The sequence below is a fragment of the Vulcaniibacterium gelatinicum genome (genome assembly GCF_008033445.1).
GTDB classification, from domain to species: domain Bacteria; phylum Pseudomonadota; class Gammaproteobacteria; order Xanthomonadales; family Xanthomonadaceae; genus Vulcaniibacterium_B; species Vulcaniibacterium_B gelatinicum.
Genome location: NZ_VNKO01000003.1, coordinates 171,494 through 187,826, shown reverse-complemented (window position 1 = coordinate 187,826; position 16,333 = coordinate 171,494). Strand labels below are relative to the sequence as shown.

The following is a 16,333-nucleotide window of genomic DNA, read 5'->3' as shown; positions in this document are numbered from 1 at the left end:
CTGGCGCCGCAGCGCGGCCCGGCGGTCGCGCGCCGGGTGCGCGCCGCGCTGGCCGCCGCCGAGGCTGCGGCCGCCCGCGGCGACCTGATCGCCCCGCCCGGCGACAGCGCCTTCGACCACCTGCGCACCGCGCGCGCACTCGCCCCCGACGATCCGGCGGTGCGCCGTGCCCAGGCCCGCCTGCTGCCCGAGGCGCGGCGGTGCTTCGACGAGGCCCTGCGCGACAACCGCCTCGCCCGCGCCCGCGCCTGCCTGGATGCTCGCCTGCCGCTCGAAGGCGCCACGCCCGAGGTTCGTCGCGACCGCCAGCGCCTCGCGCGACGCTGGGTCGGGATCGGCGACGAGCGGCTCGGTGCGGGCGACGTGGAAGCGGCGGCACGCGCCCTGGCCCAGGCCAGAGCGCTGGAACCGGGCCTGCCGGAAGCGGAGGAGTTTGCCGGAAGACTGGAAGCGGCCCGTCGTGCCCGCACGCGCTGACCGGCCGCGGGACTCCCTCGCCTATAATCCGGGCCCGCACCGGCGAGCACGTATGAGACTTTCCGACTTCGGCCTCCCATCGCCCGCTCGCACCGGATCCGTGCCGTCGTTGGCCGTGCGGAGCGCGGCATGACGGCTGGGCGGCAGGCCACGGCGGACCGGGCGCGCGTCTCGGTCGTGCTGTGCACCTGCAACGGCGCGCGCTTCCTCCCGGCACAACTCGACAGTCTGCTGGCGCAGACGCGACCGCCGGACGAGGTGGTGGCGGTGGACGACGGCTCCACGGACGCGAGCTTCGAGTTGCTGACCGCCTTTCGCGCGAGCGCCGAAGCGCGGGGCATCGAGGTGGTCCTGCGCCGCAACCCGCGCAACCTCGGCAGCCTGCGCAATTTCGAATCGGCGCTGCGGTTGGCGGGCGGCGGGCTGATCTTCCTGTGCGACCAGGACGACGTCTGGTACCCGGACAAGATCGCTCGCATCGAGGGGGTGTTCCGGTCCCGGTCGGAGCTGCTGCTGCTGCACACCGACGCGCGCCTGGTGGATGCGCAGGGTGCGCCGCTCGGACGCGGCCTGTTCCAGGCGATCGGGTTGTCCCCGCGCGAGCTGGCGCAGGTGCATGCTGGCGGCGGGTTCGAGGTCCTGCTGCGCAGGAGCATCGTGACCGGCGCCACGGCCGCATTCCGGCGCGAACTGCTGCCTGCCGCCCTGCCGTTCCCGGAGACGTGGGTGCACGACGAATGGCTGGCGATGGTGGCGGCCATCCACGACGGTCTGGATACGCTGGCGGAGCGCTGGATCGATTATCGGCTGCACCCGGGCAACCAGATCGGGATCCGCACGCGTCCGCTTCTGGGCCCGCTGTTCTCCAGCGCCGACGACGCACGGCATGTGGCCAGGCGGCATCACTTCCGGCGCGTGGGGGAGAAATTGGCGGCGCTGGAGCGGTTCCTCGCGACGCGTGCCGATTTTCCGCCATCCAGGCGCCAAGCGCTGGCAGCGGCGCGGCGGCATGCCCGCCTGCGCGCGGCGCCGCCGGCGTCGTGGCGGCATCGCGCCGGCGCGGTGCTGGCCGAACTGGCCTCCGGCCGCTACCACCGCTATTCCTTCGGCCTGCGGTCCGCCGTGGCCGACCTGCTCGCGCTCGAATGACCGTGTCCGCCCTTCCCGCCGCCGGCCACTCCCTCGCCAGCCAGGTCTGCGCCGTGGTGGTCACCTGGCATCCCGATCCGACCGCGCTACGCGACCTGCTGCAGGCAGTGCTGCCGCAAGTGGGGCACGTACTGGTGGTGGACAATGCCACCCCGGGCGAGGCGCTCCCGCTGCTGACGGCCGCGCTGCCCGGGTGCACCCTGTTGCGCAACCGGGAGAACCGTGGCGTGGCCGCGGCAGTGAACCAGGGCGCGGTCTGGGCCCGGGCGCGCGGAGCGCGGTTCCTGCTGTGCCTGGATCAGGACAGTCTGCCGGCCGCGGACATGGTCGAGCGCCTGCTCGCAGCATGGCAGGCGCTGTCGGCGCGGCACCGGGTGGGTGCGGTCGGCCCGCAGTTCCTCGACCTCAACAACGACCGGCCGGCGCCGTTCGTCCGGATCGGGTTTCCATTCAACCGCAAGCTGCCCGCGCGCGACGGGCAGCCGGTCGAAGCCGATTTCCTCATCACATCCGGCTGCCTGATACCGCTCGAGGTGCTGGAAGCGACCGGGCCGATGGACGAGGCCCTGTTCATCGACAACGTGGATGTCGAATGGAGTTTCCGCGCCCGCCGGCACGGCTACCGGCTGTATGGCGTGCCGACCGCGTGCATGCGCCACCGCATCGGCGACCATGCTCGCCGGCTCGGCTGGGGACTCGGCGAAGTGGTCGTGCATTCGCCGAGCCGGCTGTACTACATGATGCGCAACCGTCTCCTCCTGTACCGTCGCCGCGCCACGCCGCGGGTCTGGATCCTGCAGGACGTGCCCAGGCTGGCGCTGAAGCTGCTGCGGCTCGGCCTGTTCGTGCCGCCCCGGCTGGCCAACAGCCGGGCCATGCTGCTGGGCATCGTGGACGGCCTGCGTGGCGTGAGCGGTCCGGCGCCGCGCCGCATCCATGCCGGACGCTGAACTTCGGCGCCCGTTCCGCGCCAGCGGCGCGCAGGGCCTGGGATAGACTCGCCGCCTGCCTCCATCGTTCCCCGCATGCCCCGCGTAGACCACGACGAAGAATTCGAGGACAGCCCCCCCGCGCCCGCCTGGCGCCGGCGGCTGGTGACCTGGCTGCTGGCGGCGGCGGGGCTGGGGCTCGGCTTCCTGATCCCGTACACGCTGTACCTGAACCACCAGGTGGGGGAGCGCTTCGACCAGCTGCGCTGGCAGTTGCCCACGCGCGTGTACGCGCGTCCGCTCGAGTTGCGGCCGGGGCTGGCGATGGACGCGCGCACGCTGAAGACCGAGCTGGACGCGGCCGCCTACCGCGACGACGGCGCCGGCGTGCGCCCGGGCACCTACGCCCAGGACGGCGGACGCTGGCTGATCGCCAGCCGCGGCTTCCACGACGTGGACGGGCAGGTCACGCCGCGCCGGATCGAGGTGGTGCTCTCCGGCGGGCGGGTGGCCAGCCTGCGCGACGCCGCGCGCCGGCAGCCGCTGCAGACCGCGCGGCTCGACCCGGCGCGCATCGCCACGCTCTACGGCCAGCAGCAGGAGGAGCGGCGGCTGGTGAAGATCGAGGAGGTGCCGGAGCTGCTGGTCACCGGCCTGCAGGCGGTGGAGGACCGCGACTTCAACCGCCACTTCGGCATCGACCTGGGCGGCCTGCTGCGCGCGCTGTGGGTCAACCTGCGTGCGGGCGAGACCCGCCAGGGCGCCAGCACCCTGACCCAGCAGCTGGCGCGCTCGGGCCTGCTCGGCATCGGCAAGGAACAGACCCTGCGGCGCAAGCTCAACGAGATGCTGTACGCCATGATCATCGAGGCGCGCTACGACAAGCGCACCATCCTCGAGGCGTACCTGAACCAGGTGTACCTGGGCCAGCAGGGCTCGCAGGCCATCCACGGCGTGGCCGCCGGCGCCGAGTTCTGGTTCGGGCGCGACCTGCGCGACCTGAGCACCGAGCAGATCGCGCTGCTGATCGGCATCGTCAAGGGGCCGTCCTACTACGACCCGCGCCGGCACCCGCAGCGCGCGCGCGAACGCCGCGACCTCGCCCTGCGCAAGATGCACGAGAGCGGCCTGCTCACCGACGCCGAGCTGCAGCGCGCGCTGGCCGCGCCGCTCGGGGTCACGCCGCGCCCGGCCAACCTGGCCAACCGGTTCCCCGCCTACGTGGACCTGGTGCGGCGCCAGCTCGCCCGCGACTATCCGGCGGAGGAGCTGCAAGGCGCAGGCCTGACCGTGCACACCGGCATGTCGCCCTCGGCCCAGGCCTACGCCGAAGGCGCGGTGGCGCGCACGCTGGAGGCGCTGCAGAGCAAGCGCCGGCCGGAGCTGGAGGCCGGGCTGGTGCTCACCGACGTGCACGGCGGCGAGGTGCTGGCGGTGGTCGGCAGCCGCGACTTCCGCCATCCCGGCTTCAACCGCGCGGTCGAGGCGCAGCGGCCGGTGGGCTCGCTGCTCAAGCCGTTCGTGTACCTGCTGGCGCTGGCGCAGCCGGGGCGCTGGTCGCTGGCGAGCTTCATCGAGGACACCCCGGTCGCGGTGGAGCTCGGCCGTGGCCGCACCTGGCGGCCCAACAACTCCGACGGCCGCAGCCACGGCACGGTGCGCCTGATCGACGCGCTGGCGCAGTCCTACAACCTGGCCACGGTGCGGCTGGGCATGCAGGTGGATCCGCGCCGGCTTGCCGACCTGATCCGCACCCTGGCCGGGATTGAGGCCGCGCCGCATCCGGCGCTGATCCTGGGCGCGGTGGACCAGAGCCCGTACGCGATGGCGCAGCTGTACCAGTTCATCGCCTCCGGCGGCGAGATCCAGCCGCTGCACGCGGTGCGCGGCGTGCTCGACGCGGAGGGGCGCGCGCTCAAGCGCTACGACGTCGAACCGGCGCCGGCGCAGGAGGGCGATGCGATCGCCGCGCGCCTGATCACCATCGCCCTGCAGCACGCGGTCACCTCGGGCACCGCGCGGCCGCTGCTGCGCGACGGCCTCGGCCGGCTCAATCCCGCCGGCAAGACCGGCACCAGCAACGACAGCCGCGACAGCTGGTTCGCCGGCTGGACCGGCGACCATCTGGCCGTGGTCTGGGTCGGCAACGACCGCAACGAGCCCACCGGCCTGTACGGCGCCACCGGCGCGATGCGGGTGTGGGCCAACATCTTCCTGCGCCTGCCGAGCCGTCCGCTCGAGATCGGCGACGAGGGCCTCGAATGGCAGTGGATCCAGGGCAGCCACAGCACCGATCCGGGCTGCCCCGACGCGCGCCGCTTCCCGTTCGTGGCCGGCTATGCGCCGCCGTACCAGCCCTGCACCCTCGCCCCGGCCGAGGAGGAGTCGGGCGGCTGGCGCGACTGGTTCGGCTGGGGCGACGAGGAGGAGCCGGCGCCCGCGCCCGAACCGCCGGCGCCGGAGGAGCCGCCGCGATGAAGGTGCGGCTGTGCGCGGCGGCGCTCGTCCTGTCGCTGGCGGCCTGCACCACGGTTCCCGCGCCGCCGGCACCGCCGGCGGTCGAGCCTGCCGCGATGCTGGCTGCGGTCCGCGCGGCGGCCGGCGATGGCGACGGCGAACTCGCGGTGCAGCCGCTGCGCGATCCGCAGGTCGAGGATCTGCGCCAGGCCGCGCAGCGGTTCCAGGCCGAAGGCCGCCACGCCGAGGCCGCGCAGGCGCTGGACCGCGCGCTGGCGCTGGCTCCGGAGGATCCGGCGCTGCTGCAGGAACGCGCCGAGGCCGCGTTGCTGCTGCACCGGTTCGACCAGGCCGAGGCGCTCGCGCGGCGCGCGTTCGAGCTCGGCGCCAGGGTCGGCCCGCTGTGCCGCCGGCACTGGGCCACGGTGCGCGAGGTCCGGCGTGCGCAGGGCGACGCCGCCGCTGCCGACGAGGCGCACGCACGGCTGGCCGCTTGCCGGGTCGCGCCGCCGGAGCGCTTCTGAACCACTTCTCGCCACTGCCGCAGGATGCGACCGACGTGAGCCCGCTCGCCACCGCCAGCCGTGCCGCCCTCTCTGCGGACGGCGCACTCGCCCGCGCCATGCCCGGATTCGTGCCGCGTCCGGCGCAGCAGCGCCTGGCGGCGGCGATCGCGCACGCCTTCGAGCAGCGCGACACGCTCCTGGCCGAGGCCGGCACCGGCACCGGCAAGACCTTCGCCTACCTGGTGCCGGCACTGCTGTCGGGCTTCAAGACCATCGTCTCCACCGGCACCCGCGCGCTGCAGGACCAGCTCTACCACCGCGACCTGCCGCGCGTGCGTGAGGCGCTCGGCGTCGGCCTGAAGACCGCGCTGCTGAAGGGCCGCGCCAACTACCTGTGCAAGTACCGGCTGGAGAAGGCCAAGGGCGAGCCGGCGTTCGCCACCCGCGAGCAGGCCGCGCAGTTCCAGCGCATCGTCGCCTGGAGCGGGCGCACCCGGCTCGGCGACCTGGCCGAACTCGAGGCGCTGCCGGAGGACTCGCCGCTGCTGCCGCTGGTCACGTCCACGGTGGACAACTGCCTCGGCAGCGAATGCCCGTTCTGGTCGGAGTGCTACCTGGTGCAGGCGCGCGCGCGGGCCCAGGCCGCGGATCTGGTGGTGGTCAACCACCACCTGCTGCTCGCCGACCTGGCGCTCAAGCACGAAGGCTTCGGCGAGATCCTGCCTGGCGCGCAGGCCTTCGTCGTGGACGAGGCGCACCAGCTGCCGGAACTGGCGGCGCAGTTCTTCGGCGAATCGCTCGGCGCGCGGCCGCTGGTCGAACTGGCGCGCGATGCGCTGGCCGAATGCCGCGACGTGCCGGGCGCGCTGTCCGTGCTGCAGACGCCCGCGCAGCAGCTCGAGCACGCCGTGCGCGCCCTGCGTGCGGCGATGGAGCCGTTGCCGGTGCGCGGCACGCGCGCCCGCGCGCTGCACGGCGCCGCAGTGGACGAGGCCTTCGATGCGCTGCACGCCGCGCTGGAACGGCTGGCGCACGCGCTCGAGCCGCTGCGCGAGGCCGCGCCCGGCTTCGAGGCCTGCCATGCGCGGGCGCTCGAATCCGCGGCGCGGCTGCGGCGGTGGGAAATGGAAATGGGGTCAGAGTCATTTTCCGGTAGTGAGCTCCCGGAAGAGGAAGCATCTTCGACGGAAAATGACTCTGACCCCATTTCCATTTCCTGGTACGAACTGAGCCCCCGCGGCTTCCGCCTGCAGCGCACCCCGCTCGACGTCTCCGGCCCGCTGCGTGCGCACCGCGAGCGCTCGCGCGCGGCCTGGGTGTTCACCTCGGCCACGCTCGCGGTCGCCGGCGACTTCGGCCACATCGCCGTGCGCCTGGGGCTGGAGGATCCGGCCACGCTGCTCGAACCCAGCCCTTTCGACTGGCCGCACCAGGCGCTGTGCTACCTGCCGCCGCGCCTGCCCGAGCCGATGTCGCGCGACTACACCGCCGCGCTGGTCGCGGCGCTGCGGCCGGTGCTGGAGGCCTCGCGCGGCCGCGCCTTCGTCCTCTTCGCCTCGCACCGCGCCCTGCGCGAGGCGGCCGAGGCGCTGCGCGACGGCCCCTGGCCGCTGTTCGTGCAGGGCCAGGCGCCGCGGCACGTGCTGCTGGAGCAGTTCCGCGCCTCCGGCAACGGCGTGCTGCTCGGCGCGGCCAGCTTCCGCGAGGGCGTGGACGTGGCCGGCGAGGCACTGAGCGTGGTCGTCATCGACAAGCTGCCGTTCGCCGCCCCGGACGATCCGGTGTTCCAGGCCCGGCTCGAGGCGATCCGCCGCGCCGGCGGCAATCCGTTCCGCGACGAACAGCTGCCGCAGGCGGTGATCGCGCTCAAGCAGGGCGCCGGCCGCCTGATCCGCACCGAGACCGACCGCGGCGTGCTGGTGCTGTGCGACCCGCGCCTGGGCACGCGCGCCTACGGCCGGGTGTTCCTCGACTCGCTGCCGCCGATGGCGGTGACCCGCGACATCGGCGAAGTGGTGCGCTTCTTTGCGGCAGAATCCGCGGCGACCCCCATCCCGGACCCGGAATGAGACTGCTCGCCTTCGAAACCGCCACCGAAGCCTGCTCCGTCGCCGTGTACGTGGACGGCGCGGTGCGCGAGCGCTTCGAGGTCGCCCCGCGCCGGCACGCCGAGCTGGCGCTGCCGTGGGCGGAGGCGCTGCTGGCCGAGGCCGGGTTGGCGCGGGCGCAGCTCGATGCGGTCGCGGTCGGCCGCGGCCCCGGCGCGTTCACCGGCGTGCGCCTGGCGATCGCGGTGGCGCAGGGCATCGCCCTGGCGCTCGACCGGCCGCTGGTGCCGGTGTCCACGCTCGCGGCCCTGGCGCTGCATCCCCTCCCGGGTCCGCCCCCGGCCGGCGCGCCGGCCCATGTCCTGGCCGCGATGGACGCCCGCATGGGCGAGGTCTACGCCGGCGCATTCGCGCTCGCCGGCGACGAGGTCCACCCCCTGTCCCCCGAACGGGTGATGCCGCCGGACGCCGTGACCCTGCCGGACCGGCCCGGCCCCTGGTACGGCTTGGGCACCGGCTTCGCCGCCGCCAATGGGGCGCTGGCGACCCGTCTCGCCCCACCCCTGGCCGCGGTAGACGCCGCGGCGCTGCCGCATGCCGCCGCGGTCGCCCGGCTGGCGGCGCAGGCCTACGCGCGTGGCGAGGCAGTGGCGCCGGAGCGGGTCGAACCGGCCTACCTGCGCGACCAGGTCGCGCTCACCCTGGCCGAGCAGGAAGCGCTGCGCGCCGGCCACTGAACCCTCAGCGGTCCACCAGCTCGCCGCCGGGCAGGAACTGCCAGGTGCGGGTCACGTGCAGGATGTCCACGTCCTCGCGCGTCTTCGGCAGCGGCGGGAACGGTTCGCTCAGCTGCACGATCCGCAGCGCGGCCTGGTCGAGCATCGGGATGTTGCTCGACTGGATGATGCGGGTGCCTTCCACGCTGCCGTCGCGGCGCACCGCCACGCTGATCACCAGCAGCCCGCCGATCCGGCGCCGGCGCGCCTCGTCGGGATAGTTGAGGTTGCCGACCCGTTCGACCCGGTCCACCCACTGGCGCAGGTAGGCGGCGTATTCATATTCCCGGGTGCTGGCCGAGACGAACTTGCGCTTGGGCCGCTTGGCGTAGCGCTCGGTGCGCATGTGGATCTCGGCCGCCAGCCGCGCCATCGCCATGTCGCGTTCGATCTTCTCCCGCCCCGTCGGGAGCGGCTGCTCGGCCGGCGTGGGGGTGGGTTGCGCCGGCGGCGCGGGCCGCTCGCCGCGCACGGAGGCGACCACCCGCGCCTCGGGCGGCGGTTGCGGCGCCGGGGTCTGCGCCTGCAGCGGTCGCGGCGCCACCCCGGGTTCCGGCTGCGGCGCGATGCCCTGCTGCGCATCGCGCGGGCGCACGCTCTTCTCGTGCTCGCCACCGCCGACGTTGCTGGCCTGGGCCAGGAAGTCGGCCTGGGCCGGGGTCAGCGGGGTCTGGGTCCGGGTCAGGATCACGTCGAGCGTGGGCACCACCGGCGCCGCGTCTTCGAGCGCGAAGCCGACCCCCAACACCAGCATCGCGTGCACCAGCAGCGAGAGCACCACGGTCGCGCTCAGGCGCTCGCGCTCGCCGATCCGGGGTGCCGCCGTGGCCGGAGCGTTCATCGCCGTGCCAACCGCCTCAGCGCCGGGCTTCGATCGCGTCGAACAGCAGGCCGGCGATGTTCAGGCCGAACCGGGCGTCCAGCTCGCGGATGCAGGTGGGGCTGGTGACGTTGACCTCGGTCAGCCAGTCGCCGATCACGTCCAGGCCCACGAACAACATCCCCCGGCGCTTCATCTCCGGCCCCACCTGGGCCGCGATCCAGCGGTCGCGCTCGCTCAGCGGCCGGCCCTCGCCGCGGCCGCCGGCGGCCAGGTTGCCGCGGAACTCGTCGCCCTGCGGGATCCGCGCCAGGCAGTAGTCCACCGGCACGCCGTCCACCAGCAGGATGCGCTTGTCGCCCTGGGCGATCTCGGGGATGTAGCGCTGCGCCATCGCCAGGTGCCGGCCGCCCTCGGTCAGGGTCTCCAGGATCACGTTGAGGTTGGGGTCGCCATGGCGGGCGCGGAAGATCGAACGCCCGCCCATCCCGTCCAGGGTCTTGAGCACCGCGTCGCCGTGCTCGGCGACGAAGGCCTTGATCGCGCGCGGATCGCGGCTGACCAGGGTCGGCGGGCAGCACTGCGGGAATTCCAGCGCGGTCAGCTTCTCGTTCATGTCGCGCAGCCCCTGGGGGTCGTTGACCACCAGTGCCCCGGCGCGTTGCGCCAGGCCCAGGATCTGGGTGTCGTGCAGGTACGCCGGATCCACCGGGGGATCCTTGCGCATCAGCACCACGTCGCCGTGCTGGAACGGGCGCACCGCGCCCGGCCCGAGTTCGAACCAGCCGGCCGGGTCGTCGCGCACCGCCAGCGGGGCCACGGTGGCCTGTGCCCGGCCGTCGGCCACCGCCAGCCCCCCGGGCAGGACGTAGAGGAGCCGATGTCCCCGCCGCTGCGCCTCCAGCAGCATCGCGAAGGTCGAGTCCTTGGCGATCTTGATGGACCCGATCGGATCCATCACGACGATGATGTCGAGCGGCATGCGGGGGGTTCGAGGCGCGGGTGGGCGGGGATGGTAGCAGGCGGCTCGGCGCATCCCCCGCCGGGGTGACCGCCTGGACGTCACAACCCGAGTGTGTCGCGCTTGACATGCCGTGGCCGGACTGGGATATAGGACTTCCGCAGTGGCGCCGGCGAACCCTTTCGGCGCGCCGCGCGCATCGAGGGGGAACGGTGATGCAGGAAGAAGGTCGGACCGGCAGCCTCACCGGATTGAGGGTGATGGTCATCGACGACTCGAAGACGATCCGGCGCACCGCCGAGACGCTGCTCAAGCGCGAGGGGTGCGAGGTGATGACGGCGACCGACGGCTTCGAGGCCCTCGCCAAGATCGCCGACAGCCAGCCGCAGATCATCTTCGTGGACATCATGATGCCGCGCCTGGACGGCTACCAGACCTGCGCGCTGATCAAGAACAACCAGATGTTCAAGAACACGCCCGTGATCATGCTGTCCTCCAAGGACGGCCTGTTCGACAAGGCGCGTGGCCGCATCGTCGGCTCCGAGCAGTACCTGACCAAGCCGTTCACGCGCGAGGAACTGCTCGAGGCCATCCGCAAACACGTCAACGCCTGACCGGGGGGTAGGGCATCCATGGCAAAAATCCTGCTGATCGAGGACTCGCCGACCGACACGGCGGTGCTCACCCAGCTGCTGGAACGCAACGGCCACCAGGTGCTGTCGGCGGTCAGCGCCGAGGACGGCATCGCGATGTGCAAGCGCGAGATGCCGGACCTGGTGCTGATGGACATCGTGCTGCCGGGCATGAACGGTTTCCAGGCCACGCGCGCGCTCTCGCGCGATGCGGCCACCAGCGCGATCCCCGTGCTGATCGTCAGCACCAAGGGCATGGAGACCGATCGCGCCTGGGGCCTGCGCCAGGGCGCCAAGGACTACATCGTCAAGCCGCCGCGCGAGGACCAGCTGATCGCGCGCATCAACGAGCTGCTCGGCGCCTGAGCATGAGCGAAGTGCAGGCCGTGATGTCCCCGTTCGAGGTGCTCGCCGACTACGAGCGGCGCAGCCTGGCGCACGTCGCCGGCCTGCCCGAGCAGCTCGACGCGCCGGGCCTGTGGCGCGGCGTCGGCTACCGGATCGGCTCGCGGCGCCTGGCCTCGGGCTTCGACGAGGTGGTCGAAGTCCTGCAGCTGCCGCAGGTCACGCCCGTGCCCGGCGCGCAGCCCTGGATGCTCGGCGTGGCCAACATCCGCGGCAACCTGCTGCCGGTGGTGGATCTCAGGCAGTTCCTGGAGGGCGAGCGCACGGTGTTGCACGAGGGTCAGCGCGTGCTGGTGGTGCGCCAGCCCGGCGGCGACGTCGCGGTGACCATCGACGAGCTGTACGGCCAGCGCAGCTTCACCGAGGAGCAGCGGATCGAGCCCGACGGCCTGGCCGAGGGCCGCTACGCGCACTTCGTCTCCCGCGCCTACCGCCTGGGCGATCACCCGTGGGGCGTGTTCAGCCTGTCGCTGCTGGCGCGCACCCCCGAATTCAGACAAGCCGCGGCCTGATTGCCGCACAGTTGAGAAAACCCGAGGTCGAACATGAGCACGATGATGGACGCAGCCGCCGCCAAGGGCCGCAGCCTTGGCACCAACTTCTGGTTGATCGCGCTGCTGGTCTCGGTGGCGGTGTTCGGCCTCAACACCGGCGTGGCCACCTGGCAGGGCAGCCGGCTTGCCGGCGCGAGTTCGGCGGCCGCGGAGTTGCAGGTGCTGTCGCAGCAGCTCGCCAACCAGGGCCGCGAGGCGGTCAACGGCCAGCGCGAGGCGTTCGAGGCGTTCAAGGCCACCAAGACCCGGATCGAGGAGAACGTGGCGATGCTGCAGGGGCGCTACGGCGACGAGCCGGGCGTGTCCGACCCGATCGCGCAGGTCGCCCGCACCTGGGGGCCGATGGGCAGCAGCGCCGACCAGGTGATCGCCTCGGAGAAGGCGGTGCTGGAGCTGGCCGGCAACGCCGACCGCTTCATCGGCCGCGTGCCGCAGCTGCAGCAGCAGCTCGACGAACTGGTGCGCGCGATGTCGGCCGGCGGCGCCGCATCCTCGCAGGTGTACATCGCCCTGCGCCAGGTGGTGCTGGCCTCGACCATGGCCCGGCGCATCGCCGAGATCCGTGCCGGCGGCCCCGGTGCGCAACTCGCCGGTGACGCGCTGGCGCGCGACGCGGGCGTGTTCGACAACGTCATGCGCGGCCTGCGCGAAGGCGCCGGCAACATCCAGCGCGTGACCAATCCCGCCGCAGTGGCCCAGCTCAACCTGGCCAACCAGCAGTGGACCGAGATGAAGAAGGACCTCGACGCCATCCTCGGCTCCTCGCAGAACCTGTTCCGCGCCCAGTCGGCTGCCGCCGAGATCACCGGCGGCTCGGACAAGCTGCTGGCCGACAGCCAGAAGCTGTTCGAGGCATTCACCGCGTTCGGCTCGGTCAAGGACACCCGCCTGTTCCCGAACTTCTGGCTCGGCATCATCTCCGGCATCGCCGCGCTGCTGTCCATCGCCGGCCTGCTGTACAGCCTGTACCGCGCCCAGCAGATCCGCTACCAGACCACCAAGGAGCTCAACGACCGCAACCAGGAGGCGATCATGCGCCTGCTGGACGAGATGGGCTCGCTCGCCGAAGGCGACCTGACGGTCAAGGCCACGGTCACCGAGGACATGACCGGCGCGATCGCCGACTCGATCAACTTCGCGGTCGAGCAGCTGCGCACCCTGGTGCAGACGATCAACGACACCTCGGTGCAGGTTGCCGCCAGCGCCCAGGAGACGCAGGCCACCGCCATGCACCTGGCCGAGGCTGCCGAACACCAGGCGCAGGAGATCACCTCGGCCTCGAACCGCATCAACGAGATCGCGGCGAGCATCAACGAGGTGTCGCGCAACACCGCCGAGTCCGCCGAAGTGGCGCGCCGCTCGGCGCAGATCGCGACCAGCGGCGCCGGCGTGGTGCGGCAGACGATCGCCGGCATGGACTCGATCCGCGACCAGATCCAGGAAACCTCCAAGCGCATCAAGCGCCTGGGTGAGAGCTCGCAGGAAATCGGCTCGATCGTGGAACTGATCAACGACATCTCGGAGCAGACCAACATCCTGGCGCTGAACGCGGCGATCCAGGCGGCGTCGGCGGGCGAGGCGGGCCGCGGCTTCGCAGTGGTGGCGGACGAGGTGCAGCGCCTCGCCGAACGCGCCTCGGCCGCGACCAAGCGAATCGAGACCCTGGTGCAGACGATTCAGGCCGACACCATCGAGGCGGTCAGCTCGATGGAGCAGACGACCTCCGAGGTGGTGGCCGGCGCGCGCCTGGCCGAGGACGCCGGCACCGCCCTGGGCGAGATCGAAAAGGTGTCGTCCGACCTGTCGAACCTGATCCAGAACATCTCCCAGGCCGCGCAGCAGCAGTCGAGCGCCGCGTCGAACATCACCCAGACGATGCAGACGATCCAGGCGATCACCGTGCAGACCGCGCAGGGCGCCAGCCAGACCGCGCAGTCCATCGGCAACCTGGCCCAGCTCGCCGCCGACCTGCGTCGTTCGGTGGCGGACTTCAAGCTGCCGGCCTGACGGGTGGGGCGTAGCGACGGATGAACAGGTCTGCCTCCCGGCGCCGCGCCGCGCGCACCGCGTACCGACGGGGTGCGCGATGACCGCCGTGCGTGACGCCATTGACACCACCACGCTCGGCTGGATCAAGCCCGAGCTCGACGAGACGCTGCGCCAGGCGCGGCACGAGCTCGAGGCCTTCGCCGAGAATCCGGGCGACCGCGAGCGCATGCACCAGTGCGCCACGCTGCTGCACCAAGTGCAGGGCACGCTGCGGATGGTGGAGCTGTACGCCCCGGCGATGGTCGCCGAGGAGATGGAGCGGCTGGCGCGTGCGCTGCACGAGGGCGCGGCCGCGGTCGCCGACCGCGACGAGGCCTGCACCGCGCTGATGCGCGGCGTGGTGCAGTTGCCCGACTACCTGGAGCGGCTGCAGGGCGGGCACAAGGACATCCCGATCGTGCTGCTGCCGCTGCTCAACGACCTGCGCGCCGCGCGCGGCGAGGCCGGCCTCGGCGAGAGCGTGCTGTTCGCCCCGCGCCTGGACCGGCCGCTGCCGGAGACGCTGCCGGCGCCGACGCCGCTGCCGCGGCAGAGCCGGCAGCAGCTCGCCGTGCAGCAGGCCGCGGCCCTGCGCGATGCGCTCGCGGCGTGGCCGGAAGGCGGCGCGCCGGCGAATCCGGCGGCGCTGGCCGGCGCCCTCGAGGGCCTGCTCGAGAGCACCGAACAGGAGTCGGCGCGGCGCATGCTGTGGGTGGCCGCCTCGGTCGCCGCCGCGCTGCGCGACGGGGCGGTGGCGCCGTCGAAGTCGCTGCGCCAGGCGTTCGCGAGCGTGGAACGCGAAGCCCGCCAGATCGCCGAGTCCGGCGGCGTGCTGCGCGAGGACGCCACCTTCGAGCCGACCCGTCAGCTGCTCTACCACGTCGCGCAGGGCGCGCAACCGCACCCCGCGGTGGACGTGCTGCGCCGCACCTTCGACCTCGGCGCCTACCTGCACACCCAGGCCGAGATCGAGGCCGCGCGCGCCGGCATCAGCGGCCACAACCGCGCCCTGCTCGACACCGTGTCCTCCGCGATCAAGGAGGACCTGCTGCGGGTCAAGGACGCGCTCGACCTGCACCTGCGCACCCGCCAGACCGGCGTGTCCGACCTCGAACCGCAGGTCCAGGCCCTGACCAGCGTCGCCGATACGCTGGGTATGCTCGGCCTGGGCATGGCCCGCACCGTCGTGCTGCAGCAGCGCGACGCGATGCACGAGATCGTCAGCGGCAAGCGCCCGGCCGACGAAGGCGCGCTGCTCGACATCGCCGGCGCCCTGCTGTACGTGGACGCCTCGCTCGACGACCAGGTCGCGCGCCTGGGCCGGCCGGACCAGGGCGGGGAGGATCTGCTCGCCAGCGAGACGCGCAAGGTGATCGAGGTGCTGGTGCGCGAGGCGATCGCCAACTTCGGCGACGCCCGCCAGGCCTTCGTCGCCTTCGTCGAGACCAACTGGGACCACAACGAACTGGCCGAAGTGCCGCGCCTGCTCGAGGAAGTGGCCGGCGCGCTGCGCATGCTCGAACTGCCGCTGCCGGCCGACTACCTCACCGCCATCCGCCGTTACACCCAGGCCGAACTGCTCGGCCGCCGGCGCGTGCCCAACGGCCAGCAGCTCGACACCCTCGCCGACGCCCTGGCCAGCATCGAGTACTACCTCGAGGCGCTGCGCGAGGAGCGCGGCAACCGCGACCACATTCTGGAGATCGCGCGCCAGAGCCTGGAATCGCTGCGCTACTGGCCGCTGCCGCCCGAACCGGCCGTCGCGCCGGCGCCGGCGGCGCCCGAGGCCGAGGCCGTCGAACCGGTCGCGGCGCCCGCGCCTCCCGCTCCGGTCGAAGCCGTGCCGGCTCCCGGGCCCGAGGCCGCGGCCATCGTGCCGCCGACGCCCGCGCCGCACCCGCCCGCGCCGATGCCGGCCGCTGCCGGCGGGTTCGAGACCAGCGAGGACATTGACGACGAGATCCGCGAGGTCTTCCTGGAGGAGTTCGAGGAGGAGATCAGCCACCTCGACGAACTGCTGCCGCCGTGGCGCGCGCATCCGGAGGACCTGGAGAAGCTGCGCCCGATCCGCCGCGTGTTCCACACCCTCAAGGGCAGCGGCCGCCTGGTCGGCGCCAAGACGCTGGGCGAGTTCAGCTGGAAGATCGAGAACATGCTCAACCGCGTGCTGGACGGCACGCGGCCGCCGAGCCCGGCCGTCATCGCGATGGTGGACCAGGCGTTCTACACCCTGCCGCAGCTGCACGCCGCGCTGCGCGGCGAGGCGCCGCTGAGCGCCGACCTGCCGGGCATGGAGGCAGTAGCCGACCGTCTCGCCGCAGGCGAAGAGGCCTGGTACACGCCGGCCGCGGCAGTGGTCGAGGCGGCGCCGGAACCTGTCCCGGCCGCGGCGGCGCCAGTCGCCGAGGCGGTGCCGGAGGCGGTCGAGTTCGAGGATGCCGTCCCCGCCGCAGTGGATCCGGTGCTGCTCGAGATCCTCGCCGCCGAGGTCACCGGCCATCTGATCACGCTGGAAGTCTGGCTCGCCCAGGCGCAGACGGCGCCGGTACCGGCCGACGAGGCGCTGATGCGCGCCATCCACACCATGAACG

At 72.8% G+C, this 16,333-nt stretch carries 12 protein-coding genes and 2 pseudogenes; 12 read left to right on the top strand and 2 right to left on the bottom strand.

Annotated elements, in window-relative coordinates:
* From FPV26_RS12600 to tsaB, 7 genes and pseudogenes are all read left to right on the top strand, one after another.
* Positions 1-477 (top strand): annotated as a pseudogene (locus tag FPV26_RS12600) (hypothetical protein); the annotation flags it as partial.
* Between the two features lie 177 nt (positions 478-654).
* Positions 655-1,626 (top strand): glycosyltransferase family 2 protein, encoded by a 972-nt coding sequence (locus FPV26_RS03400; protein ID WP_246109191.1) that lies wholly within the window; start codon positions 655-657, stop codon positions 1,624-1,626.
* Positions 1,627-1,628: 2 nt separating this feature from the next.
* Positions 1,629-2,576 carry a glycosyltransferase family 2 protein gene (locus FPV26_RS03395; protein ID WP_246109190.1) on the top strand — a complete coding sequence of 316 codons (948 nt, stop codon included), beginning with the start codon at positions 1,629-1,631 and terminating at the stop codon, positions 2,574-2,576.
* 75 nt (positions 2,577-2,651) lie between these two features.
* The gene (mrcB, locus tag FPV26_RS03390; RefSeq protein ID WP_147652296.1) at positions 2,652-5,033 is read left to right on the top strand and encodes a penicillin-binding protein 1B; all 2,382 of its coding nucleotides are present in this window, start codon (positions 2,652-2,654) and stop codon (positions 5,031-5,033) included.
* Positions 5,030-5,536 carry a tetratricopeptide repeat protein gene (locus tag FPV26_RS03385; RefSeq protein WP_147652295.1) on the top strand — a complete coding sequence of 169 codons (507 nt, stop codon included), beginning with the start codon at positions 5,030-5,032 and terminating at the stop codon, positions 5,534-5,536. The genes mrcB and FPV26_RS03385 overlap by 4 nt, the downstream gene beginning before the upstream one ends.
* Before the next feature lie 35 nt (positions 5,537-5,571).
* Positions 5,572-7,587: a DNA repair helicase YoaA gene (yoaA, locus tag FPV26_RS03380; protein ID WP_147652294.1), complete on the top strand. Its 2,016-nt coding sequence runs from the start codon at positions 5,572-5,574 to the stop codon at positions 7,585-7,587.
* On the top strand, positions 7,584-8,303 hold the full coding sequence (gene tsaB / locus FPV26_RS03375) for a tRNA (adenosine(37)-N6)-threonylcarbamoyltransferase complex dimerization subunit type 1 TsaB (RefSeq protein WP_147652293.1): 720 nt from the start codon (positions 7,584-7,586) through the stop codon (positions 8,301-8,303). The genes yoaA and tsaB overlap by 4 nt, the downstream gene beginning before the upstream one ends.
* Before the next feature lie 4 nt (positions 8,304-8,307).
* On the opposite strand, the gene FPV26_RS03370 is transcribed toward tsaB, so the two are convergent.
* The gene (locus FPV26_RS03370) at positions 8,308-9,183 is read right to left on the bottom strand and encodes an energy transducer TonB (protein WP_147652292.1); all 876 of its coding nucleotides are present in this window, start codon (positions 9,181-9,183) and stop codon (positions 8,308-8,310) included.
* Between the two features lie 16 nt (positions 9,184-9,199).
* Positions 9,200-10,144 (bottom strand): glutathione synthase, encoded by a 945-nt coding sequence (gene gshB / locus FPV26_RS03365; RefSeq protein ID WP_147652291.1) that lies wholly within the window; start codon positions 10,142-10,144, stop codon positions 9,200-9,202.
* Between the two features lie 194 nt (positions 10,145-10,338).
* Here gshB and pilG point away from each other — a divergent pair, with 194 nt between their 5' ends.
* The 5 genes and pseudogenes from pilG to FPV26_RS13005 form a co-directional block, all read left to right on the top strand.
* On the top strand, positions 10,339-10,737 hold the full coding sequence (gene pilG, locus FPV26_RS03360) for a twitching motility response regulator PilG (protein WP_147652290.1): 399 nt from the start codon (positions 10,339-10,341) through the stop codon (positions 10,735-10,737).
* Between the two features lie 18 nt (positions 10,738-10,755).
* Entirely contained in the window at positions 10,756-11,121 is a 366-nt protein-coding gene (locus FPV26_RS03355; RefSeq protein WP_147652289.1) for a response regulator, read from the top strand.
* Positions 11,122-11,141: 20 nt separating this feature from the next.
* A complete protein-coding gene (locus FPV26_RS03350; RefSeq protein WP_147652311.1) occupies positions 11,142-11,672 on the top strand; it encodes a chemotaxis protein CheW in 531 nt (176 codons plus the stop codon).
* A gap of 33 nt (positions 11,673-11,705) precedes the next feature.
* On the top strand, positions 11,706-13,721 hold the full coding sequence (locus FPV26_RS03345) for a methyl-accepting chemotaxis protein (RefSeq protein ID WP_425473041.1): 2,016 nt from the start codon (positions 11,706-11,708) through the stop codon (positions 13,719-13,721).
* Between the two features lie 79 nt (positions 13,722-13,800).
* Positions 13,801-15,975: pseudogene (locus tag FPV26_RS13005) on the top strand (FimL-related protein); the annotation flags it as partial.
* Between the last annotated feature and the right edge of the window lie 358 nt (positions 15,976-16,333).